21 protein-coding genes are annotated in these 23,203 nt (G+C 66.1%); 13 read left to right on the top strand and 8 right to left on the bottom strand.

Features of this window, described 5'->3' with window-relative positions; genetic code table 11:
- Positions 1-8 precede the first annotated feature (8 nt).
- From IAU68_RS02285 to IAU68_RS02275, 3 genes are all read left to right on the top strand, one after another.
- Positions 9-194, top strand: a complete 186-nt coding sequence (locus IAU68_RS02285; RefSeq protein ID WP_171194242.1) for an acyl-CoA carboxylase subunit epsilon — start codon at positions 9-11, stop codon at positions 192-194.
- Positions 194-793, top strand: coding sequence for a Maf family protein (locus tag IAU68_RS02280; RefSeq protein WP_171194243.1), 600 nt, complete (start codon positions 194-196; stop codon positions 791-793). The genes IAU68_RS02285 and IAU68_RS02280 overlap by 1 nt, the downstream gene beginning before the upstream one ends.
- 112 nt (positions 794-905) lie before the next feature.
- Positions 906-1,304: a DUF3151 domain-containing protein gene (locus IAU68_RS02275; protein WP_171194244.1), complete on the top strand. Its 399-nt coding sequence runs from the start codon at positions 906-908 to the stop codon at positions 1,302-1,304.
- Between the two features lie 233 nt (positions 1,305-1,537).
- Here the strand turns inward: IAU68_RS02275 and IAU68_RS02270 are convergent, their stop codons facing one another.
- Positions 1,538-2,599 (bottom strand): Cj0069 family protein, encoded by a 1,062-nt coding sequence (locus IAU68_RS02270; RefSeq protein ID WP_171194380.1) that lies wholly within the window; start codon positions 2,597-2,599, stop codon positions 1,538-1,540.
- A 206-nt stretch (positions 2,600-2,805) separates the two neighbouring features.
- Between IAU68_RS02270 and IAU68_RS02265 the strand changes: the two genes are divergently transcribed.
- Complete coding sequence (locus tag IAU68_RS02265; protein WP_171194245.1) at positions 2,806-3,669, top strand: sulfurtransferase; 864 nt, start codon at positions 2,806-2,808, stop codon at positions 3,667-3,669.
- Between the two features lie 82 nt (positions 3,670-3,751).
- Entirely contained in the window at positions 3,752-5,536 is a 1,785-nt protein-coding gene (locus IAU68_RS02260; RefSeq protein ID WP_231699068.1) for an acetyl/propionyl/methylcrotonyl-CoA carboxylase subunit alpha, read from the top strand.
- A gap of 187 nt (positions 5,537-5,723) precedes the next feature.
- Here the strand turns inward: IAU68_RS02260 and IAU68_RS02255 are convergent, their stop codons facing one another.
- The gene (locus IAU68_RS02255) at positions 5,724-6,581 is read right to left on the bottom strand and encodes a chymotrypsin family serine protease (protein ID WP_171194246.1); all 858 of its coding nucleotides are present in this window, start codon (positions 6,579-6,581) and stop codon (positions 5,724-5,726) included.
- 23 nt (positions 6,582-6,604) lie between these two features.
- On the opposite strand from IAU68_RS02255, the gene IAU68_RS02250 reads away from it, so the two are divergent.
- The gene (locus IAU68_RS02250) at positions 6,605-7,108 is read left to right on the top strand and encodes a GNAT family N-acetyltransferase (protein ID WP_171194247.1); all 504 of its coding nucleotides are present in this window, start codon (positions 6,605-6,607) and stop codon (positions 7,106-7,108) included.
- 12 nt (positions 7,109-7,120) lie between these two features.
- Here the strand turns inward: IAU68_RS02250 and IAU68_RS02245 are convergent, their stop codons facing one another.
- The 5 genes from IAU68_RS02245 to upp form a co-directional block, all read right to left on the bottom strand.
- On the bottom strand, positions 7,121-10,549 hold the full coding sequence (locus tag IAU68_RS02245; RefSeq protein WP_171194248.1) for a pyruvate carboxylase: 3,429 nt from the start codon (positions 10,547-10,549) through the stop codon (positions 7,121-7,123).
- A gap of 193 nt (positions 10,550-10,742) precedes the next feature.
- Complete coding sequence (locus IAU68_RS02240) at positions 10,743-12,149, bottom strand: NAD(P)H-quinone dehydrogenase (protein WP_171194249.1); 1,407 nt, start codon at positions 12,147-12,149, stop codon at positions 10,743-10,745.
- Between the two features lie 64 nt (positions 12,150-12,213).
- Positions 12,214-13,395 (bottom strand): amidohydrolase, encoded by a 1,182-nt coding sequence (locus IAU68_RS02235; RefSeq protein WP_171194250.1) that lies wholly within the window; start codon positions 13,393-13,395, stop codon positions 12,214-12,216.
- A gap of 62 nt (positions 13,396-13,457) precedes the next feature.
- A complete protein-coding gene (locus tag IAU68_RS02230) occupies positions 13,458-13,874 on the bottom strand; it encodes a helix-turn-helix domain-containing protein (RefSeq protein ID WP_171194251.1) in 417 nt (138 codons plus the stop codon).
- A gap of 78 nt (positions 13,875-13,952) precedes the next feature.
- Positions 13,953-14,588: a uracil phosphoribosyltransferase gene (upp, locus tag IAU68_RS02225; RefSeq protein WP_171194252.1), complete on the bottom strand. Its 636-nt coding sequence runs from the start codon at positions 14,586-14,588 to the stop codon at positions 13,953-13,955.
- Between the two features lie 73 nt (positions 14,589-14,661).
- Here upp and IAU68_RS02220 point away from each other — a divergent pair, with 73 nt between their 5' ends.
- From IAU68_RS02220 to IAU68_RS02200, 5 genes are all read left to right on the top strand, one after another.
- Positions 14,662-14,943 (top strand): hypothetical protein, encoded by a 282-nt coding sequence (locus tag IAU68_RS02220; protein WP_171194253.1) that lies wholly within the window; start codon positions 14,662-14,664, stop codon positions 14,941-14,943.
- Positions 14,940-16,028: a C40 family peptidase gene (locus IAU68_RS11415; RefSeq protein ID WP_231699067.1), complete on the top strand. Its 1,089-nt coding sequence runs from the start codon at positions 14,940-14,942 to the stop codon at positions 16,026-16,028. Before IAU68_RS02220 ends, IAU68_RS11415 begins: the two co-directional genes overlap by 4 nt.
- An 11-nt stretch (positions 16,029-16,039) precedes the next feature.
- The gene (locus IAU68_RS02210) at positions 16,040-17,278 is read left to right on the top strand and encodes a hypothetical protein (RefSeq protein WP_171194254.1); all 1,239 of its coding nucleotides are present in this window, start codon (positions 16,040-16,042) and stop codon (positions 17,276-17,278) included.
- An 83-nt stretch (positions 17,279-17,361) separates the two neighbouring features.
- Positions 17,362-18,492, top strand: a complete 1,131-nt coding sequence (locus IAU68_RS02205) for a trimeric intracellular cation channel family protein (RefSeq protein WP_171194255.1) — start codon at positions 17,362-17,364, stop codon at positions 18,490-18,492.
- Positions 18,492-19,760: a D-alanyl-D-alanine carboxypeptidase family protein gene (locus IAU68_RS02200; protein ID WP_231699066.1), complete on the top strand. Its 1,269-nt coding sequence runs from the start codon at positions 18,492-18,494 to the stop codon at positions 19,758-19,760. The genes IAU68_RS02205 and IAU68_RS02200 overlap by 1 nt, the downstream gene beginning before the upstream one ends.
- On the opposite strand, the gene IAU68_RS02195 is transcribed toward IAU68_RS02200, so the two are convergent.
- Positions 19,720-20,811 (bottom strand): YhjD/YihY/BrkB family envelope integrity protein, encoded by a 1,092-nt coding sequence (locus IAU68_RS02195; protein WP_171194256.1) that lies wholly within the window; start codon positions 20,809-20,811, stop codon positions 19,720-19,722. The genes IAU68_RS02200 and IAU68_RS02195 overlap by 41 nt on opposite strands.
- 142 nt (positions 20,812-20,953) lie before the next feature.
- On the opposite strand from IAU68_RS02195, the gene cmtR reads away from it, so the two are divergent.
- Both cmtR and IAU68_RS02185 read left to right on the top strand, forming a co-directional pair.
- Complete coding sequence (gene cmtR, locus IAU68_RS02190; RefSeq protein WP_171194257.1) at positions 20,954-21,313, top strand: Cd(II)/Pb(II)-sensing metalloregulatory transcriptional regulator CmtR; 360 nt, start codon at positions 20,954-20,956, stop codon at positions 21,311-21,313.
- Positions 21,310-23,202 (top strand): heavy metal translocating P-type ATPase, encoded by a 1,893-nt coding sequence (locus IAU68_RS02185; RefSeq protein ID WP_171194258.1) that lies wholly within the window; start codon positions 21,310-21,312, stop codon positions 23,200-23,202. The genes cmtR and IAU68_RS02185 overlap by 4 nt, the downstream gene beginning before the upstream one ends.
- Position 23,203: the final 1 nt, after the last annotated feature.

The following is a 23,203-nucleotide window of genomic DNA, read 5'->3' as shown; positions in this document are numbered from 1 at the left end:
AGGCCCGCGTGGACATTCAAATAGTCAAAGGAAACCCCACCGAAGCGGAACTTCAAGCGCTGACCGAAGTGCTGCTGCAGCTGCAGCGCGAGCGCAAGCAGGCCGGTGTGCAGCCCGACGCGAACATGTGGGGTGCGCCCCACCCGGCGACGGCGTTCAACCCGCACGCGTTCGACTCGGCGGCGTACTTCTAATGCGGCTGGTTCTGGCCTCACAGTCGCCGTCGCGGCGCATGCTGCTCGAGCAGGGCGGGGTGCGACCAGTGCTGCGGCCAGCGCACCTCGACGAGGACGCGGTCGTCGCCACGCTCGGCGACGTCTCCCCCGCCGAGACCGTCGCCGCGTTGGCGCGCGCGAAAGCCTCGACGGTGGTCGGCGAATTCCCCGACGACGTCGTGGTCGGCTGCGACTCGATGCTGCTGCTTGACGACGAACTGCTGGGCAAACCCCATACCGTCGACGAGACCGTCCGCCGCTGGAAAACCCAGCGCGGCAAACAAGCACAGCTGCTTACCGGCCACGCCGTGGCGTACCGCGGCGAGTGGGTCGTGGACACCGTCACCACCACCATCCGCTTCGGCGACGTGTCCGACGCCGACATCGAGGCCTACGCCCGCTCCGGCCAACCGCTGGAATGTGCCGGCGCATTCACCCTCGAGGCGCTCGGCTCCTGGTTCATCGACTCCATCGACGGCGACCCCACCAGCGTCATCGGCTTGTCCATGCCGCTGCTGCGCCGCATTTTGTACCGCTTCGGGCTGGATGCCTCCGATTTCTGGCAACCCCAGCCGTAGATGTGAGGGGCAGGATGTGAGGGGTTCGCCATCGCCGAAACTCGCCCCGCTACGTTTACTCGACCCCCTCACATCCTGCCCCTCACATCTGACAACGGCTAGCCTGGCGGGCATGGAAATCAACGACATGCTCGCCCCGAAACCCGTCGAACTGCCCGAAGACCCGGCCGCGGGCCAAGACTTGCTTGCCGACGACACCGCCCTTGCCCACCCCGACTCCCCCGCTGTGTGGGCCGCCCGCGCCGAACGCGAACTCGATACCGGCGACAAACTCGTCGCCTACGCGTACGCCCGCACCGGCTACCACCGCTCGCTGGACCGCCTGCGCGCGAACGGCTGGAAAGGCTGGGGTCCGGTTCCTTCCAGCCACGAGTCGAACCGTGGCGTGCTCAAGGCGATCGCGATGCTGGCGCTGACCTCGAAGGCAATCGGCGACCAGGACGAGTACGACCGCTGCCGCCAGATGCTTTCCGATGCAGATCCGGCCAGCGTGGAGGAGCTGCTGGGCTAGGCGGAAACCGCGAATCGTCTAGCTCCCCGGGTGGGCTTACTAGACGATCATGCATCGGCAATTGCATTTGCCCAGTTGAAGTTGAAATCCGATTTCAGTAAGACGCGGATCGTCTAGCTGCTCCGCACAGGAGCTAGACGGTTCGCATCCCCGGTCAGCGAAAACCGGGTCACAACAGGCGACAGCCCCGGCGGGTTGGGCCGGGGCTGGGGTCGTCGTTAAGCAAAACGCGCTTAGGCGTGCTTTGTCTCCACACGCTGGATGGCCTCGTCGGCCACCATCTCCTGGATGCCCATGTCGAGCTCGGAGGTGAATCCGACGCAGGAGCAGTTGATCTCGCCGAGGACGTAGGTGTCTTCGCCGATTTCGTCGTCGTCGGCAAGCATGAAGTCCGCGGTCCAGATCAGCGGGATGTTGTCGCCGCCGAGGTTTTCGGCGATGACGGGGCGGGCGTCGGCGAACATGTCGACGAGCTCCTGCCACTCCTCCGGCTTCTGGTAGGTGTACTTCGCACCCGAGAACAGGGTCGCGGAGAACGCGTCGCCGCCCTCGGCCGGCTTCTTGTGCACGACGAACACCGGGTGCGGGCCGACGAGCAGGATGCGGATTTCACCCTCGACGATGCGCGGCATGAAGCGCATGTCTACCAGCATGCCGTTGTCGCCCTCGATGTACTGGTCGCAGAAGTCCATGAACTCGCCGAGTTCGCGCTCCTCGGTGTGGTTGTCCACGGCCTCGGTGCATTTGAGTTTGGTGTCCAGCGGCAGGGCGGTGCCGGGTTCGACGGAGTCGGCCAGGGATTCGTCGGCAAGCCGTACGCGCCAGATGCCGGAGCCGGTGGAGCCGCGGTTTTGCTTGAGCACGCGCTCGCCGTAGGACAGCGACGTCGGGAAGGTGTTGTGGAAGTCCTCCACGTCGTAGTACGCGGCGGTGTCCTCCGGCACGAGGTCGGTTTTGTTCAGCTTCACCAGGGCGTCCTTGGCGCCGTAGGAGATCATCTCCGCCGGGGTGGACATGCCGACCAGGCCGGCCTCGGACAGGCGGGTGAGCAGGTCGAAGTAGCCCTTCTCGCCGCCCGGGATGTTGCCCGGGTTCACGCGCGAGATGTAACCGTCGAAGTTTTCGGAGACGTACGTGAACAGGTCGTCGGCCCACTCGGGACGGAAGTAGACGACCTCGGAGTGCCAGCCCTTGTCCTTGATCGCGTTGACAATCGGCATGGTGTCCTTGCGGTGGCCGTCGAAGGACTTGTCGGAGCCGCCCTCGACCTCGAAGACAACGATCGCCTTGTGCACGGTGAACCCTTTCATCGGTGTGTGTTTCGCGCTTTAATCTAATGGCTGGAAGTGATGGCCACAGCGCGGGGGAATTGATAGTGCGCAAGTTCACAATCAACCGCAACTAGGACTATTTTGACAGGTTCACCGGGCGAACTCTGGTACTACCTGTATCGTGGTCGACAGTCATCTACCCGCCTCCGCTGAGACGAAAGGCAACCGACGTGGGCATCGAACTCGACGACAACCCCCAGTTCAAGGAGTACGCGCACCCGGACAAGTTTGTCACCGCCGCGTGGCTTTCCGCACGCCTCGGAATGGACGGGTTGAAGGTGGTCGAAAGCGACGAGGACGCGTTCCTCTACGACATCGGCCACATCCCCGGCGCCGTGCGTATCGACTGGAAGCGCGATCTTAACGACGACCTCACGCGCGACTTCATCGACGGCGAAGCGTTTGCCGAGCTCATGCGCTCCCGCGGCATCACCCGCGACGACACTGTGGTCATCTACGGCGACCACGCCAACTGGTGGGCCGCTTACACCGCGTGGGTGTTCGAGCTGTTCGGCCACCCGGACGTGCGCCTGCTCGACGGCGGCCGCGACGCGTGGATGGGCGAAGAGCGCGACACCTCGTTCGTTGTACCCACCTACCCGGAGTCGGACTACCCGGTGGTCGAGCGCGACGATTCGAAGATCCGCACGTTCGCATCCGAGCTTCTCGACGACGCCCCCGCCCAGCTCATCGACGCCCGCCCCGCCGCCTTCTACAACGGCGAGACCACCGACCCGGACCAGCCGCCGCTGCCCACCCTGCGCCACGGCCACATCCCGGGTGCGGCAAGTGTGCCGTGGGGCCGCTCCGTGCATCCGAACGCGCGCTTCCGCCCGCTGGAGGACATCCGCGAGATTTACAAGGACTTCGACCCGAAAAAGCGCACGGTAGTCTACTGCCAGCTGGGTGAGAGTTCCTCGCACACCTGGTACGTGCTGCGCAACATCCTGGGTTTCGAGGATGTCGCGCTGTACGACGGCTCCTGGGCCGAGTGGGGCAACATGGTCCGCGTGCCCATCGCAAAGGGAGAGTAACCGCCCGGGCGCTGTAACATGGAGCGACGTTTGTCCGATTTTTTGACGGTTCATATTTCCGATTGAAGGACGGGATTGCTTCGTGGCTAACACCGCACCGACCACCGATCTGCCCCACAGCCTGAGCAAGGTGCTCGTCGCCAACCGCGGCGAGATCGCCGTGCGCGTTATTCGCGCGTGCCGGGACGAAGGCATCGCCTCCGTTGCGGTGTACGCCGAGCCCGACGTTGACGCGCCGTTCGCGTCGCTTGCCGACGAAGCATTCGCCCTCGGCGGCACCACCGCCGCCGAGTCCTACCTGGACATGGACAAAATCCTCGACGCCGCCGAGAAGTCCGGCGCCGACGCCATCCACCCCGGCTACGGGTTCCTGTCGGAAAACGCTGAGTTCGCCCAAAAGGTCATCGACGCCGGCCTGACCTGGATCGGCCCGTCACCCGAGGCGATCGCCGCACTCGGCGACAAGGTCACCGCCCGCCACATCGCGGAGGCCGCCGACGCCCCGATGGCACCCGGCACCAAAAACCCGGTGGCGGACGCCGACGAGGTTGTCGCATTCGCCGACGAGCACGGCCTGCCCGTGGCGATTAAGGCGGCCTACGGCGGCGGCGGACGCGGCATGAAGGTCGCCTACACCCGCGAGGAGATCCCGGAACTGTTCGAGTCCGCCACCCGCGAGGCCACCGCCGCGTTCGGCCGCGGCGAGTGCTTTGTCGAGCGCTACCTGGATAAAGCCCGCCACGTGGAGGCCCAGGTGCTGGCGGATCAGCACGGCAACGTGGTGGTCGTCGGCACGCGAGACTGCTCCCTGCAGCGCCGCTTCCAAAAGCTCATCGAGGAAGCGCCCGCACCCTTCCTCACCGACGAGCAGCGCGAGCGCATCCACGCCTCCGCCAAGGCGATTTGCCGCGAGGCGGGCTACTTCGGCGCCGGCACCGTGGAGTACCTGGTCGGCTCCGACGGTCTGATCTCGTTTCTGGAGGTCAACACGCGACTGCAGGTCGAGCACCCCGTCACCGAAGCAACCACCGGCATTGACCTGGTGCGCGAGCAGTTCCGCATCGCACGCGGCGAGCAGTTGCTTATCGACGAAGACCCCACCCCGCACGGCCACGCCATCGAGTTCCGCATCAACGGCGAAGACGCCGCCGCCAACTTCATGCCGGCACCGGGCACCGTGGTCGCCTACGCCGAGCCGGCCGGCCCGGGCGTGCGTGTCGATTCCGGCGTGCGCGCCGGCTCCGTCATCGGCGGCCAGTTCGACTCGATGCTGGCGAAACTGATCGTCACAGGCGCCACCCGTCAGCAGGCCATCGAGCGGGCCCGCCGCGCGCTTGGCGAGTACGTCGTCGCCGGTTTCCCCACCGTCATCCCGTTCCACCAGGCCATCCTGGACAACCCGGCGTTCGTGGGCACCGAGGACGGCTTCGACGTCTACACCCGCTGGATCGAGGAAGAGTGGGACGGTGCGCTTCCTTCCGCCGCATCTTCTGAAGCCGCCACCGAATCCGACGCCGACCAGCCGGGGCGCCGCACCTTCGCCGTGGAGGTCGACGGCCGCCGCATCGAGGTCGCGCTTCCCGAGGAGTTGGTCGCCGCCGGCCCCGCCAAGCGCAAGCCGAAGAAGCGCCGCGCGAACAAGGCGGCCGTCTCCGGCGACGCCGTGGCCGCCCCCATGCAGGGCTCGGTGATCAAGGTCAACGTTGCTGAGGGCGACGAGGTCGCCGAGGGCGATGTGTTGGTCGTCCTCGAGGCCATGAAGATGGAAAACCCGGTCAAGGCCCACAAGGCCGGCACGGTTACCGGTCTGTCCGTCGAGGCGGGCGCCCAGGTGAACAAGGCCGCCGTCCTCATGGAGCTGAAGTAGGCCCCCGTCGCCCGCCCCGCCCGCTCCGCCACGAAAAAGTTCCCCGCCGGGGAACTTTCTTCCATCTCTGGGGCACCCTAGGCCACTTTCCCCCAGGTCGCGGCCTGATGGCTCTCAAATAGTTCCCGCATTCGCCCACCTTGCGGGAACTATTTTCCTCGCCGCTGACAACATCCGCCGGAAAAAGTCAGAGCCAGCCCACCGACCGGGCGTACTGCGCGGCAAACGGCACCAGCCCGGCGATCACAGCCACCACAACCAGCACCACGGCCATGACGCCGGGCGTGCTTAACGACGACCCCTCCGCCTCCGTCGCCCCCTCCTCGACCCGCGCCGGCCCCTCCCCCGGCTGCACGGCCTCGTGGGTAACGGCACCGCCGATGGGCTTGATGGCGCTGATGAAGTTCAACTCGTCCTGCTCGGTCACCCCGGGCCCGTTGATCGGCTTCGACGCCCGGTTGAGCGTGGCGGTGTCGCCGGAGTCGTTGTAGATGGTGCTCGCGCCGGAGTAGACCGCCACGAAGCCTTTGTCGGGCGCCCACACGGGCCCGCCGGAGTCGCCGCGCACGCCGACGGGGGCCTGCCAGTAGATGTTGTTTTTCAGCCGGCCGGCAAACGGCGCACACAGGGGTTTTCCGCCGGTGAGAACGCAGAGGTCGTCCTCCGGGGTCAGCGAGGCGATGTCGGCAACGGCCTCACCGGTGACGGTGTTCGCGCCCAGTTGGACACCGTCGTCCCAGCGGATGGCGCCCCAGTCGTTGCCGGTGGCCGAAGCCCCGAATTCCGAGGACGGGTAGAAGGTGCCGGAAACGCTGGAGCCGTCGACGGTGATGGTGGCGCGGGTACCGTCGCCGCCGCAGTGGCCGGCGGTGTAACTGATCCGCTGCACCGGATCGTTGAAGCCGATGGTGCAGTACCCGCGGTCGGCGAAGTAGACCTTCGCGCCCTGCTCAACGCGCACCGGGCCTGCCGGGGTGGCAATGGCGGTGGGTGTCAGGATGAGGGCGGTTGCGGTGGTCGTCGATACGCAAATGCGGCGGAGCATAAAAGCAGATTAACCTTATGTGCATGGATTACACACCTGAATTTGTTCTGCGCGAGGCGACAGAGTCCGACCGCACGTACCTGCGCCGCCTGAACTTCCTTGCTGACGTCTTCGGCGACGAGCACGGCGAGATTGGCGACGACCAACTGGCCGGCGCCGAAACGTACGTCGGCCAGTGGGATCCGAAGAAGGATTCGGGCATCGTCGCGTTCGACCAGTACGACGTGCCGGCCGGCGGTGTATGGCTGCGCTACTGGGGTGCTGACGACGACGGGCACGCGAAGCTTGGCGACGACATCCCCGAGATCGCAATCGCCGTGGAAAACCGCTACGCGGGCAACAAACTGGCGGTGAAACTGCTCACGGCTGCAGTCGAGCTAGCCAAGCAGCAGGGTGCGCCGAAGGTGGCGCTGTGGGTGGACCCGAACAACGACCGTGCTCGCCACCGCTACGAGTCGTTCGGATTCAAAAACGTCGACGGCCACGACAATGTCATGGCCGTCGACGTCGATGACTTCACCGCCTAAGCGGCACGCCTGCTAGCTGATCACCACCACGAGGTCGCCGCCTTCCACCTTGGTCGGCTTGGTCATGGCGACGCGCTCGATCACGCCGGCCTTCGGCGCGGAGATCGCGGCCTCCATCTTCATGGCCTCGATGGACGCCACCGGGTCGCCTTCGGCAACCTCGTCGCCCTCCTTGACCGTGACGGTCACGGCACCGGCGAACGGCGCTGCGACGTGGCCCGGGTTGGACGGATCGGCCTTTTCCACCTCGGCGACGGTGGATTCGACGTTCTCGTCGCGGACGGTGACCGGGCGGACCTGGCCGTTGACGGTCAGGATGACCTGGCGCATGCCCTTTTCGTCCGGCTCGCCGACGGCGTCGAGGCTGACCACCAGCGGCGGGCGGTTCTCGTCGATCTCGCCGTACCAGACCATGGTCTCCACGCCCTCTTCCAGGCCGTAGAAGAACGCCTTGTCGCCCAGCTGGTCGGTGACGCCGTAGGTGCGCAGGTGCTCCTGGTACTCGGCGTACTGCTTCGGGAACAGCAGCTGATCCAGCGCGGCGCGGCGGGTGCAGTGGTCGGTCGACTCGAGATCCGGCTTGAGCTCGTCGGGCACCTGCACGGTGTGGTCGACCTCGGAACGGTTCTCCAGCGCCTTGTCGCGCAGCAGCGGCCAGCCGCCCGGAGGCGTACCCAGCTCACCTTGCAAGAAGCCGATGACGGATTCCGGGATGTCGTACTTGCGCGGGTTCTCGGCGAACTCCTGCGGGCTGACACCCTGGCCGACAAGCTGGAGGGCCAGGTCGCCGACGACCTTGGAGGACGGGGTGACCTTCGTCGGGCGGCCGAGGATCTCGTTCACGCCGGCGTAGTAGTCCTCGATGAGCTCGAAGCGGTCTTCCAGGCCCAGTGCCTTCGCTTGCGTACGCAGGTTGGAGAGCTGCCCGCCCGGGATTTCGTGCTTGTACACGCGGCCGGTCGGGCCCGGGATGCCGGACTCGAACGGGGCGTAGACCTGGCGCACGGCCTCCCAGTACGGCTCCATGTCGAACACGGCCTGCAGGTCGATGCCGGTGTCGCGCTCGGTGTTGGCGAACGCGGCCACGAGCGCGGACATGGACGGCTGCGAGGTGGTGCCGGCCAGCGGCGCAGATGCCACGTCGACCACGTCGGCACCTGCGTTCGCGGCGGCGAGGTAGGTTGCCAGCTGGCCGCCGGCGGTGTCGTGGGTGTGGACGTGGACCGGCAGGTCGAAGCGCTCGCGTAGCGACGACACCAGCTTCGCCGCTGCCGCCGGACGCATCAGGCCCGCCATGTCCTTGATCGCCAGCACGTGGGCGCCGGCGTTGACAATCTCCTCGGCGAGGTTGAGGTAGTAGTCCAGCGTGTACAGGTCCTCGTTCGGGTCCAGGAGGTTGCCGGAGTAGGCCATCGCCACCTCGGCGACGGTGGTGTTGGTCTCCAGCACGGCGTCGATGGCCGGGCGCATTTGGGAGACGTCGTTGAGCGCGTCGAAGATACGGAAGATGTCGATGCCGGAGGTTGCTGCTTCCTGGACGAAGGCGCGGGTCACCGAGTCCGGGTACGGGGTGTAGCCGACGGTGTTGCGGCCGCGCAGCAGCATCTGGATGTTCACGTTCGGCATCGCCTCGCGCAGTTCGTCGAGACGCATCCACGGCGACTCGTGCAGGAAGCGCATGCCCACGTCGAAGGTTGCGCCGCCCCAGGCCTCCACGGAGGTCAGCTCCGGGGTGAGGTGGCCGACGTGCTTCGCAGCGGCGACGAGCGTGTTGGTGCGCACGCGAGTGGCCAAAAGCGACTGGTGGGCGTCGCGGAACGTGGTCTCGGTGACGCCGAGCGCGGTCTGGTTGCGCAGCTTCTCGGCCCACTTCTTCGGGCCGAGCTCGAGCAGGTCGTCGCGGGAGCCGCGCGGCAGATCGCCGTAGTTGAACTCGGGCAGCTTCTTCGACGGCTGGATGTTCGTCGGACGCGCGCCGTTCGGCTGGTTGACCGTCACGGAGGCGAGGTAGTCGAGGATCTTGCCGGCGTCGTCGGGAGCAGCGGGCGCCTCGAGAAGGTGCGGGTGATCCGCGATGAAACCGGTGTTGATGCGGTCGTTGCGGAACTCCGGCTCGGAAAGCAGGGCGCGCAGGTAGCCGATGTTGGTGGACAGGCCGGTAATGGAAAACTCGTTCAGCGCGCGCAGGGCACGGTCGACCGCGACCTGGAAGTTGCGGCCGCGGCAGGTCATCTTCACCAGCAGCGAGTCGAAGTTAGGCGTAATCGTGGTGCCGACGGCCACGGAGCCGTCGAGACGCACGCCCGCGCCGCCCGGCGAGCGGTAGCTGGTGACCACGCCGGAGTCCGGGCGGAAGCCGTTGGCCGGGTCCTCGGTGGTGATGCGGCACTGCAGGGCCGCGCCGTTGACCTCGATGAGGTCCTGGGTGAGGTGGATGTCCTCCAGCTTCGCGCCGGCGGCGATGTACATCTGGTTTTTCACGATGTCGATGCCGGTGACCTCCTCGGTCACCGTGTGCTCCACCTGCACGCGCGGGTTCATCTCGATGAAGACATGGTTACCGGCTTCGTCGACAAGGAACTCGACAGTGCCCGCGCCCTCGTAGTTGATCTCCTTACAGAAGGCCACGGCGTCGGCGCAGATGCGCTGGCGCTGCTCTTCCGTGATGTGCTGGGCCGGGGCGATCTCCACGACCTTCTGGTGGCGACGCTGCACGGAGCAGTCGCGCTCGAACAGGTGCACCACGTTGCCGTAGGAGTCGGCCATGACCTGCACCTCGATGTGCTGCGGGCGGATCACAGCGCGCTCGACGTAGACGTTCGGGTCGCCGAAGGCTGCCTCAGCCTCGCGGGAGGCCTCGGCGGCGAGACGCTCGACGTCCTCCGGCTTCTCAATGAAGCGCATGCCCCGGCCGCCACCACCAGCGACAGCCTTGACGAACACCGGGAACTCGAATTCCTTGGCAAATTCCGCCAGTTCCTTCGGGTCGGACGACGGCTCGGAGTCCTTCAGCACCGGCAGGCCGGCACGCTCGGCTGCCTGGACGGCTGCGGACTTGTCGCCGGTCAGGTCCAGGGTCTCGGCGGAGGGGCCGATGAACTTGATGTCGTTATCGCGGCAGGCGCGCGCGAGATCGGCACGCTCGGAGAGGAACCCGTAGCCCGGGTAGATCGCATCGGCGCCGGTTTCCTTGGCGGCGCGAATGATCTCATCGATGTCCAGGTAGGACTTCACCGGCTGGCCTTCGACACCGATCTGCACAGCCTCGTCCGCGAACGGACGGTGGAACGAGTTACGGTCCTCGCGCGGGAAGACCGCGACGGTCTTGGCACCAGTTTCGAAGGCGGCGCGGAAAGCACGCACGGCGATCTCGCCTCGGTTGGCTACCAGGATTTTCTTGAACGACGGCAGGTCGTTCAGCGGGAGGTTATCCGGGTTCATGTGATTCCTTTCCTCAAGGAAAGATGGCGGTCATACAGCAACGGGTAGCTTAGTACAGGTCACACTTTTATAGGCCTATTTTCATACGTCGCTTCGGCCTGCCTCCCCCTTGGGCGGGGGTAGAAAAACGCGGGCACCGCTTAGCGACGACCCGCGTTTCGGGGGTAGCGGCGTTTCCGGCTAGTCCAGCGCGCTAGTCCAGATCCGAGCTGCTGATCAGGCGGCGCGCCGCCTCTGTAATCGAGCCGGACAGCGACGGGTAGACCGCCATCGAGTTGGCCAGCTGGCTGACGGTGAGGTTGTTCGTCACAGCAATGGTCAGCGACAAGATCAGCTCAGAGGCAGTCGGCGCGACGATCACGCCACCCATGACCTGGCCGGAGCCCTTACGGGCGAAGATCTTGACAAAGCCGTACTGCAGCGAACGCATTTTCGCGCGCGGGTTCGTGGCCAAGGGCAGCTTGTAGATGTCCGCGTCGACCTCGCCGCCGCGGATCTGCTGCTCGGTCACGCCGACAGCCGCGATCTCCGGGCGGGTGAATACGGCGTTGCCCACGGTTTTCAGGCGGATCGGGGTGACGCCGTCGCCAAGCGCGTGGTCCACGGCCGTGCGTCCCTGCTGCGCCGCCACCGATGCCAGCGGCACCAAGTCGGTGCAGTCGCCGGCGGCGTAGACGCCCGCGACGTTGGTGCGCGAAACGCGGTCGACGTGGATGTGTCCGGACGGAGTGGTCTCAATGCCGGCCGCGTCCAGGTTCAGGTCCGCGGTGTTCGGGACGGAACCGATGGACATCATCACGTGCGAGCCTTCGATCTCGCGGCCGTCGGTGGTGTAGACGATGACGCCGTCACCAGTGTTTTCCACACGCTCCACGCGCGCATCCTTTTCCAGCTGCACGCCGCGGTCCGCCAGCACGTCCTCGAGCACGTCGGCGGCGTCGGCGTCGTCGTGCGGCAGGATACGGTCGCGCGAGGCAACCATGGTCACCTTCACCCCGAGCTCCGCGAACGCCGAGACGAACTCCGCACCCGTGACACCTGAGCCGACAACGATGAGGTGGCTCGGCAGCTCCGTAAGGTCGTACATCTGGCGCCAGTTGAGGATGCGCTCGCCGTCCGGCTCCGCCCCCTTGAGCACACGCGGGCTCGCACCGGTGCACACAAGCACCATGTCGCAGGTGATCTGCTCCGTCTCACCGTCCACGGTGACCACTTCGATGTCGTGGGTGGTGTGCCCCACCTGCTTGTCAGCGAACCGCGCCCGACCGTTGATCAGGCGCACCCCGTTGCGCTCGAGCTGGTCGCGGATGTCGTCGGACTGCTTGCCCGCCAACTGCTTAACGCGCTCGTTGAGCGCCATGAGTGACAATTTCGCGTCGCCAAGCGCGTGGTTGAGCCCCATGTCGTCTGCACGGCGCAGGTCCGTCTTGATGTTCGCGCCCGCGATGAAGCTCTTCGACGGCACCACGTCCTTTCGAATCGCCGAACCGCCCGCACCGTGATCCTCCACCAGTGTGATGTTCGCCCCGTGCTTCGACGCGAGCAGCGCGGCCTCGTATCCGCCGGGGCCTCCACCCATGATGACGATCTTCTTGGACAAAACGGCTCTCCTCAGTGGTTGCTGTGTGACGGACCAAACTGCATCACAGTCTAACCAAATCAGCTCACTCCGCAGCCACCCGGAAGTAATGCTCCACAATCGAGCCGAACAACTTCACGCCGACGCCGATCGCGCGCTCGTCGACGTTGAGGTTGCCCTGGTGCAGGTCCTGCGGGTCACCCTGGCCGCTCCACGCGCCGAGGCGCATCATCGCGCCGGGAACATGCTCGAGGTACCACGAAAAGTCTTCGCCGCCAGACGACTGCGGCGCCGAAACCACACTGTGCGGGTCGATGGCGCGGGCGGCGCGGATGGCCAAGGCGGTGGCGGCGTCGTCGTTAAGCACAGGCGGAACACCGCGGATGTAGTCCAGGTGGTACGTGCACCCGGTGGGCGCCACGACGAGGTCGATGAGGTCGGTGAGCAGGTCCTCGATCTCGCGCCACGTGGTGATGTCCGCGGTGCGCAGCGTGCCCTCCAATAGCCCCACCTTCGGGATCGCGTTCGCGGCGTCGCCAGACTGCACGTGGCCGAAAACGAGCACAGTGCCGGTGCGCGGATCCACCCGGCGCGACAGGAGCGCCGGCAGTTGCGTGATCAGTGCGCCCATGGCGTAGACCACGTCGGCCGTCAACTGCGGGCGAGAGGTGTGCCCGCCGGGGCCTTGGATCTCGATGCGGATTACATCCGACGCCGAGGTGATCGCGCCGGCGCGCACGCCGACCTCGCCGACGCGGATGTGCGGCTCGGCGTGCACCGCGTAAATCGCCGCAACGTCCTCGAGCCCACCCCACTTGACCACGTCGAGCGCGCCGCCGCCCATGACCTCCTCGGCGGGCTGGAAGATGATGCGCACGGGGTAGTCGAGGTCGATCGTCGATAAGGCACACGCAAGCCCCAGTGCCACCGTGGTGTGGACGTCGTGCCCGCACGAGTGCGACACCCCCGGGTTGGCCGACGCGAACGGCAACCCGGTCTGCTCCGGCACACGCAGCGCGTCGATGTCCGCGCGAAACGCCAGGCGCTTGCCTTCGGCCGGGCCCAGGTCCACATACAGGCCGGTGCCGGGGAACCGCACCGGGTGCAGGCCGTGGTCTTCAAGGATGCCCACCAAGTACTCGGTGGTCTCGACCTCTTCGTTGGACAGTTCCGGGTGGGAGTGGAGGTGGCGGCGCCACTGGACGACGCTGTCCTGGTTTTGCTCAAACCAAGCCTCGACGGCCGCACCGATTCCGGCGTTATCCACGCATCCTCCCAAGTCCTCGCAGAGTCGTATTGGCAAGAGTGTACGCCGGTGGACAGTACTGTCTACTCAGCAGGTTCGAACCGCGGGTTCCCGCCCGGAGCGCCGTGCTGCAGATACGCCTGTTCGAAGCGCGCGGTGTCTTCCGGCTCGCTCGGCCAGGAAAACGCGATCGGCTCCAACGAGGCGACCGCTCCGCGCAGCCGGTAGCGCGGCACGACCGCCTCGCCCGCCCCGGGCAGCAGCGTCGCAGGCGGGACCTGCAACGCCCTGGCCAGGCGATAGAGGGTGCTTAGCGTCGGGTCGGCGGCGCGGGCGTTGTAGTCGTTGCGCTCGATGTTGGAGATCAGCGAGCGCGACACCCCGGCTAGCTCCGCCAACCTGAGCTGGCTTAAGCCCCGCATCAGCCGGATGGCGCGGACGCGCTCGCCAAGCCCGAGGGCGTAACTCGCCCAATGCGTTTCCGGTAACAGATCCCCCATGACAGCTCCCCCAGCTATGTGCGTCTGTGCGCGATTCAATCTAGCGCAGGGGCTGGGCGCGCGCCACGGATAAGCCTTTTAGAAGTCGATGTTGCGGGGGCCGTACAGGCGGTCGCCGGCGTCGCCCAAGCCCGGGACGATGTAGGCGTCTTCGTTCAGCGATGGGTCGATCGTGGCGGTGACCAGGCGCACCGGACCACCGTGGGTCTCGAGCGCGTCGACGCCCGGCTGGGCACTGACCATGCACACGCAGGTGATGTCGTCCGCGCCGCGTCCCACCAGCAGGTCGATGGCGTGGATGAGCGAACCGCCGGTGGCGAGCATCGGGTCGACGAGGAAGACGGGCTGCCCGGACAGGTCGTCAGGAAGCGCCTCGAGGTACGGCACCGGTTCGTGCGTTTCCTCGTCGCGGGCAAGCCCGATGAAGCCAACCTGAGCGTCCGGGATCATGGATAGCGCCGGGTCAATCATGCCCAGGCCCGCGCGGATGATTGGCACGATAATCGGCGGGGTGGCCAAACGGTTGCCGCGTGCGGTGGCCACGGGCGTTTCGGTGTCGAACTCTTCCACTTCCAGATCGCGGGCCGCCTCGTAGATCAGCATGGCGCCCAGATCCGCGAGCGCGGCCCGGAACGCCGAGTTGTTGCTGCGCGCGTCGCGCATGATGGTCAGCCGCGAAGCAGCCAGCGGGTGGTTTACAACCGTGATGTCCATGCCGACCATGCTAATTCACCGAACATTTCGCGGTGCGAGGGAACCGGGGTGAAGTTTTGCGCGTCTAAAAGCCATGACTGTTCTCGACATTGATTCCGCATCCGTAAATTCCATGACCGATTCATTGCGCGCCGACGCCGCAGGGCTGCATTTGCTTGACGACGTCCCCGTGCCCGACATCTGGCCACTCACCGACTTCCGCACCGCGGTCGCCTCGGCCGTGGCGAAGGCGAACACCGACGCCGACGCCCTGCGTGCCGAGGCCAGGCGCATCGCCGCTGCGATGGACTTAACCGTGGACGCCGCCTCTGCCGTCGACGCGTGCACCTGCCGTGAACTGGGGGCAACACTATGAAACTGAGCACGTTGGCCTCCAACATCGCCGGCGCGCCGGGACTTTCCGGAAACCGCCACCTTGACTACTCGCTGGACGTGCACATGACGGCCGCGAAAATCTTCGCGATGGCGGACATCGTCTTCCCCACCCTGCCGGGCTACCGGATGCCGGACTTCAAAGACTTCGGCCCCCTGGCCAAGGTGGCAAACGCCTCCGGCGAAACTCGGCTGCGCGCCGCGTCAGACCTGGCGGGCTACCGCGCAGACATCTCCGACGCCGTGCTGCGCGGATCCGTGTGTGCCGGAGCAAGCGCCACGGAGCTGATCGCCATCGCCACCGGTCTCATACGCAACGCCGCTGCCGCGCCGTTGATCGCGGCTTCGCCGGCCGGGCTGCTCGGCGCGGGAGCCTACGTCGCCGGATTGGCGTCGATGGCGCTCAACGACGCGCTCGGTGTCCTCCAGCAATTGGAGGAGGACCTGGGCACGCTCGCTGCGAGGTTGAACGAGGCCACCGCCGCAGCCACCGCCCGGGTGATGCCGGGGCCGGGTGCCCTCGGCGACGCGGCGAAGCAGGAACTGCAGCGCTTCGCCGCCACACTGCCCGCCCCGGCACAAAAGGTGGTGGCGGCAGCGCTGCCGCCAGCGCCGACTCCCGCCGCGACGGTGCCCGCGCCTGCGCCGCCGGAGGTGGCACCGGTCGCCGCTCCCCCGCCCGAGCCGACGCCGATGCCGAGGCCTGCACCGGCGTCTGAGGGGTCGTCGATAGGCGCGGCAGCGGTGGAAGCGGCGAAGAGCCAGCTCGGTACCCCGTACGTGTGGGGCGGCGCGGCCCCGGGTGGCTTCGATTGTTCCGGGCTGACGTCCTGGGCCTACCAGCAGGCGGGCTTGGACATCCCGCGCGTTGCCGCCGACCAGACGGTGGGCCGGCAGGTCTCTTACGAGGAGTTGCAGCCGGGCGATCTGGTCTTGTGGTCCGGCCATGCGGCGATGTACGCCGGCGACGGCATGATGATCGAAGCGGGCGACCCGGTGCAGATGAACCCGGTCCGCACTGAGAACATCGGCATGACCTTCCACGGGTTCTGGAGGCCGACCGGCTAATATTTGCCAACATGACTACGCGCGCAATCCTCCCCGTCAAGATTTCGCTCACCGACGGCGACTTTTACACCCTCTGGGCTCCCACCTGGAAGGAGAAGGGCGCCGAATGGCAGGCGTTCCTCGGCGACGACCAGCATGTGCTGGTGTTCAACTCGCCGGAGGAGCTGCTCGCCTACATCAACACGACCCGCTCGCACGACTTGGTCGACCACCCGAAGTGGGAGGAGTTCAACTCCCAGGGCGACGACCGTGTGCTGCCGAGCGACAAGCAGTACTACGACATCATCGGCGCCCCGGAGTTCCTCGCGGGCCGTCCGAGCCACGACAACGTCTCGCACCTGTCGCGGGTGTTCCAGATTTCGCGCTCGCTTGCCGACGTCGCCAATGCCGAGCAGGCCCAGATCTTCTTCGCCTCCCACTCCATCTTGGGCAACGTCTCGCGCGGATCCGACCACTACGCGGGCGAGAACGGCATGTCGGAGTGGTCCGGCGTGGGCCGCGTTGTGCTGAGCAACTGGGAGCAGGTGGTGCGCTCGCTCGACGAGGCGGTGCGTGTCGTCGATAGCCAAGAGCTCAACGCCGAAGAAGTCGCGGCAGCGGCCACCTCGATCGAGGCTGCCAAGGAGTCGCGCGCGGCTGCCGACGAGCAGCGCCGCGCTGAGGAGGAAGCCCGCGCCGCCGAGGAAGATCCGTACGACTCCTCCGTGTGGGGCCGCGCCGGCATCGACCCGGTGAAGGTGTCCATCCAGGGGCAGAGCGTGTACACGCTGCGCACCTACTTGAACGGCGCGCCGGTGTTTTTGGGCAAGTACGGCGAGATTTTCACCTTCCCGTCCACGAAGCACCTCGGTCGCTGGATCCTGGAAAACGACGACCACGATCTCGCGGGCGTGTCCACGTGGGAGGACGTGCTCAACGCCGCGAACGCCGGTGAGCTGACGGTGGAGGTCCACCCGGATAACTCGTACTCGTTCAACGGCATTGCAGCGGACATCGCCAAGGGCACCGACGCGGTGGACACCAAGCAGATGGGCAAAGCCTACGAGCTGCTTGCCGACGCCGCCGACTGGGCCAAGGACGATTCGCTGAACTCTCTGCTTCTTGCCAACCCGCGCATGCAGGACTACCTGGCGTACATGCTCGGCTCCACCCGCGCGGCTGGCTACGTGCCGTCAGCGCCGTTTAACGACAAGGCGGAGGCGTGGACGGAAATGGAACAGCAGCTGATCAAGCGCTTCTCCAAGTTCTAAAACCGCGACGCCGCAAGGGGCATGTCAGGGGATACACAGCCCCGACATGCCGGCCAAACATGCCACCTTTAAAATGACCGGCTATGGCAGTGGACCAAGTCGATCCCCTCATCAGCTCCATCTATCACTGGATGGATATCTCGGGCGTGTTGCTCATGGGGGTGATCGGCGGCACCATGGCGCGCCAGCTCGGCTACGACATCGTGGGGTTCTTCTTCATTGCGATGCTTTCCGCCCTCGGCGGCGGCATGCTCCGCGACGTGCTGATCAACCAGGGCACCGTCGCCGCGATGAGCCAGCCGGAGTACCTCATCCTGGCCTTTACCGGCGCGCTGATCGCCCGGTTCACCTACTTCAAGGGCCGCGCGTGGGAGTTTTTGCAGTCCCACGGCGACGCGCTGGTATCGGCGCTGTGGGCGTCCACCGGCGCGTCGAAGGCAATCCAGTACGGCCTTCCGATCTTGCCGACGATCATGATGGGCGTGTTCACCGCCACCGGCGGCGGCATGATTCGTGACGTGGTCACCGGCCGCGAGCCCAGTGTCTTCGGCGGCAACCAACCCACCGTCATTCCGGCGGTGGCGTGCGCGGTGATCACGCTGATCGGCAACGCCACCGGGTATCTGGCGCTGGCGATGATCCTCGGCCCGGTGGTCAGTTTCGTCATGTTCCTCTTCGGCTACTGGGGCAACTGGCGCATCTCTACGGACTCCGACTTTGCGCCGGTCAACACCACCGTGAACGCCACGGCGACCCAGGTGGCCAGCCTGGCCAAGAAGGCGGAGCACAAGTCGCGCGCCGTCGCCCGCGGCCTGGAGCCGACGCGGGTGCGCTCGTGGCGCCACCGCCAAATGGAAAAGGCGCTGCAGCGCCGTATCGAGGCGGAGATCCGCAAGGGCAAGCGCCCCGCCGAGGCTATGAGCGACGCCGACGATTTCCTTACCGAGTTCACCACCCAGTTCCCCGCCATCAACGCCGAGATGGTCGCGGAAGCCGCCGGCATCGACACCCCAGCAGAGGACGAGGGGTTGTTCGAAGGCATCGGCATGGACATCACCGGCGACTCCTACGAGGACCAGGCTGAGCCGGATCCGGAGGAGACCGAAGCGATGCACGCGGACATGCTGGATATCATTCTTTCCGACGAAAAACTCACCGACGAGCTCATCGAGCGCCTCGTCACCCGCTACAACGAGAAGGATGCGCAGAACTAATGAAACGCGCATGGATCGCCGTGCCAGCCGCCTGCGTGAGCTTGAGCATGTGCGTGCCGACGAACGCCCAAGAGGCCGACACCCCAACCGACACTCCGACCGAAGCCGCCACCCCCACCACCGGCTACTTCGACGACGCCGGTAACTGGGTCCCGCCGGCGCGCGACGCCGCACCGGATACCGATAATTGCCCGCAGGCGACTTGGCCGCCGGAGCCGGTGTCCACCTCGGAACGCGCAGCAAGCACTCCGGATGCGCTGCCGGTGACCTACGACGGTCCGTGCGGGGTCAGCGCAGCCGAAGGCTATGAAGTCCCGGACGATGTGCTCGCCTCCGCATGGCTGGTCGCCGACCTTGATTCCGGCGACGTAGTGGCCATGAAGGACCCGCACGGGCGTTACCGCCCCGCCTCGATTATCAAGGTGCTGCTGGCGCTGACCGTAATCGACGAGCTGCCGTTGGATCAGAAGGTGGCCGTCTCCGCCGAGTCCGCCGGCCAGGAAGGTTCCGCTGCCGGCATTGGTGAAGGCGGCGACTACACCGTCGAGGATCTGCTCTACGGCCTGCTGTTGTCGTCGGGTAACGACTGCGCCCACGCACTCGCCCAGGCGCTCGGCGGCGACGAGATGACGCTGTTGAAAATCAACGAGATGGCCAAGACCCTCGGCATGACCGACACACGCGCCACCTCTTACTCCGGCTTGGACAGCGCCGGCATGTCCACCTCCGCCTGGGACATGGGTTTGGCGTACCGGGCAGCGTTTGACAACCCGACGTTTGCGGACATGGTGGACACCGAGTCCTACGAGTTTCCCGGCTTCGGCGACCTGCCGTCGTTCGAGCTGTGGAATGACAACAAGCTCTACTTAAACGACCCCGACGGCATCGGCGGCAAGACCGGCTACACCGACGACGCGAACCACACCTTCGTCGGCGCGGTGAACCACGAAGGCCGCCGTTTGGTCGCGGTGGTGCTGGACACCACCATCAACAACGATCACCGCGCATGGGAGCAGGCGCAGATGCTGCTGCATGAGGCGTACGGGGTGAGCGGTTCCGTCGCAAAGCTTGCGCCCGCGAACACGGACGAGCCAGAAACGACAACGGCCGCCCCCTCCCCCGCAGCCGGCGACGATGCCGGACAGGAGGCTGGGACGGCCTGGAACCGCTGGTGGTCCTACGCGATTGTGGCGGGCGTGCTCGCCCTTGCCGTGCTGGTGACGGTGCTTAGTCTCGCGTCAACAAAGAAGCGACGCCAGCGCCGATAGCGCCAAGCGCTGCGCCGACGCCGAGCGTCTTCGCCGCGGTGTTGTCGGCAGTGCCACGTGTCGCTCCCGCGCGGACATTAATCACGGCAGGCTCTGGCACCTCTGCCGGGGTGATTGCCAGTGACTCGTCAGTGGTCGCAGTCCACGCCGCAACGTAGAGCACCACACGCCAGATGAGGTAGAGCACGACCATCAGGGTGATGATCGGTCCGAAGATCGCACCCGCCGGATTGCCCGTGGCCGACGAAATGACCAGACCCGCAAACTGCTGGAGGATGGCGAAGATGACCGCGCCGAGCAGCGCGCCCTTCATGCCCGACTTTACCGGCACCTTCGTGCGCGGCATGTACATGTTCACCCACAGCATGACCAGGAAGCTGGCCAGCACGCTAACCAAAAAGCCCACTGCCCAGACCACGAGGCGCGCGCCCGGGAAGTCGCCGATGCCGAGTTTGTCCATCGCGGTGCTGGTCCAGCCGGACACGCCAATTGCGGTCACGCCGGCGGCGACGATGAACAACACAATCAGCACGATCAGGCCCAAAAGGTCGGCGATCTTCTTGGTGACAAAATTGCCGCCGTCGTTAGCGTCCACCTTCCACATCGCGGATACGCCGACGCGCAGGTGGTTCATCCAGTTCAGGCCGGACCACAGCGTAGTCAGCAAACCGACACCGGCGACGGCGCCGCGCTGGTCGATCGCCTTGTTGACCAGCTCGTTGAGCATCTCGCCGAGGTCTCCGTCGACGGACGCGGTGATCTGATCCTCAATCTCCTGAATAAGGTCGGGACGCGCGTTCAGGAAGAAACCGAGTGCCGCGAAAAGCAGCATCAGCAGCGGGAAGATTGCCAGCACCGAGAAATAGGTGATACCAGCAGCCATCTGATTGCCGCCCTCAGTGCCGAAACGGTCGTTCATCCGCAGTAGGTGGCCTGCGGCGTGCGATTTCTCTTCGACCTTCGCCTCGAGGCCGTCCTTCTGCTGCTTCGAGGCGCGCTCGATGCCTTGTTCGTCGGTGTACGCCTTGCGCGGCGCTGTCGAGGTTGCCATCGACATCCCTTCAAATATGTGTCATTTACCAAACACATCGTAGAGGAGCCTGCGAGATGGCGTAGCAGGAGCGTTGCCGGGGGCGGGGGTTGTGGCAGCGCCCATTTCAAGTCAGTTCAGTCGCTGCTGTATAGTTCAGCGCATGCTGACTATTGCTTCACGCCTCGACGTCATGAACCGGCTCGGCCGGGCCATGGCGGATCCGACGCGTTCCAGAATCCTGATGACCCTACTAGACGGCCCGAGCTACCCGGCCGTGCTTTCGCGCGACCTGGACCTGACCCGCTCGAACGTCTCGAACCACCTGACCTGCCTGCGCGACTGCGGCATCGTCGTCGCCGAGCCGGAGGGCCGCAAGACCCGCTACGAAATCGCCGATCCGCATCTCGCGGCAGCGCTCAACGCGCTGGTAAACGCGACGTTGGCTGTCGACGAAAACGCCCCCTGCATCGACCCTGAGTGCTCGGTGCCCGGCTGCGACGGAAAAGGAGCGAACGCATGAGTTCAGCGTGTGGATGCGAACACGAACCCGCCACGGAGATCGAAGAGCTCGATCGGCCATGGTGGAAGGACCCCGAGCTGCTGCTACCGATCTTCTCCGGCGTAGCCCTCTTCATAGGCCTGGCGCTGGGCTGGTCCGGGCTAGAGACACCCGCGACAGTACTGTTCTGGGTCGGCCTGCTGCTAGGGGCGTATACGTTCGCGCCCGGCGCGATCCGGAACCTTGTCACAAAGCGCAAGCTCGGCATTGGCTTGCTGATGACAATCAGCGCGGTCGGTGCAGTGATCCTCGGTTACGTCGGAGAGGCCGCGGCGCTAGCGTTCCTGTACTCGATCGCCGAGGCACTGGAAGACAAGGCGATGGACCGGGCCCAGGGCGGACTGCGGGCACTGTTGAAGTTGGTACCGCAGACCGCGACGGTGCTGCGCGACGGTACGTCGGTCGAGGTCGCAGCGAAGGATCTCGTGGTTGGCGAGCTGATGCTCGTGCGCCCCGGGGAGCGGATCGCCACGGACGGCATCATTCGGTCCGGACGCTCCAGCCTTGACACCTCAGCGATCACCGGAGAATCCATTCCGGAGGAGGTTGCGCTCGGCGACGAGGTGCCCGCGGGAGCAATCAACTCCGCCGGTGTGCTGGAGGTCGAGACGACCGCAGCTGGAACGGACAACTCGCTGACCACACTCGTGGACCTGGTCGAGCAGGCGCAGGCGGAAAAGGGCGACCGCGCCCGGATCGCCGACCGGATTGCCCAACCCCTAGTGCCCGGGGTGATGATCCTGGCGGTGCTGGTCGGCGTGATTGGCTCGCTGCTGGGCGACCCCGAGACGTGGATCACCCGTGCGCTGGTCGTTTTGGTAGCAGCGTCGCCGTGCGCGCTGGCTATTTCCGTGCCGCTGACGGTCGTGGCCGCGATCGGCGCGGCCAGCCAGTTCGGCGTGGTCATCAAGTCCGGCGCGGCGTTCGAGCGGCTCGGCGGCATCCGTCACCTGGCGGTGGATAAGACCGGAACCCTCACCCGCAACCAGCCCGAGGTTACTGGCGTGGTCCCGGCGGACGGATTCGATCGGGCTCAAGTGCTTGCTTTCGCGGCGGCAGTCGAACAGCAATCGACGCACCCCCTCGCCGCGGCGATCGCGGCAGCGGGGCCCGAAGCGCCCGCCGCCCTGGACATCAGCGAGGAAGCCGGGCATGGCATCGGCGGCACCGTCGAAGGCCGACGGGTGCTGGTTGGCAGCCCCCGGTGGATCGACGCCGGGCCACTGAAGGCAGACGTTGAGCGCATGGAGTCCGAGGGCCAGACCTGCGTCCTGGTCACCGTCGATGACACCCTCGCCGGAGCGATCGGGGTCCGCGACGAGCTGCGTCCCGAGGTTCCCGAAGCCGTGCAGACCTTGCGCGCCAACGACGTGGAAGTGAGCATGCTCACCGGCGACAACACCCGCACCGCCCGGGCGCTTGCTGAAATCGCCGGAATCGACGACGTGCGCGCCGAGCTGCGCCCGGAGGACAAGGCAAGCATCGTCGCCGAACTCTCCTCCACGAGGCCGACGGCGATGATTGGCGACGGCATCAACGACGCGCCGGCACTGGCGGGCGCGACAGTGGGCATAGCGATGGGAGCGACTGGCTCTGACGCCGCGATCGAGTCCGCTGACGTCGCCTTCACCGGCCACGACCTCCGGCTGATCCCGCAGGCGCTGCAACACGCCCGCCGAGGCAGCAGGATCATCAACCAGAACATCGTGCTGTCCCTGGCCATCATCATCGTGTTGATGCCGCTTGCGATCAGCGGCGTGCTGGGCCTGGCCGCGGTCGTGTTGGTTCACGAGGTCGCTGAAGTCATCGTGATCTTGAACGGCCTGCGGGCCGCACGAGCGAAGCGCTGAG

The sequence above is a fragment of the Corynebacterium lujinxingii genome, assembly GCF_014490555.1.
Classification (GTDB): Bacteria; Actinomycetota; Actinomycetes; order Mycobacteriales; family Mycobacteriaceae; genus Corynebacterium; species Corynebacterium lujinxingii.
Note: the sequence above shows the minus strand (reverse complement) of the source record. Positions and strands in the feature narration are given on the sequence as shown.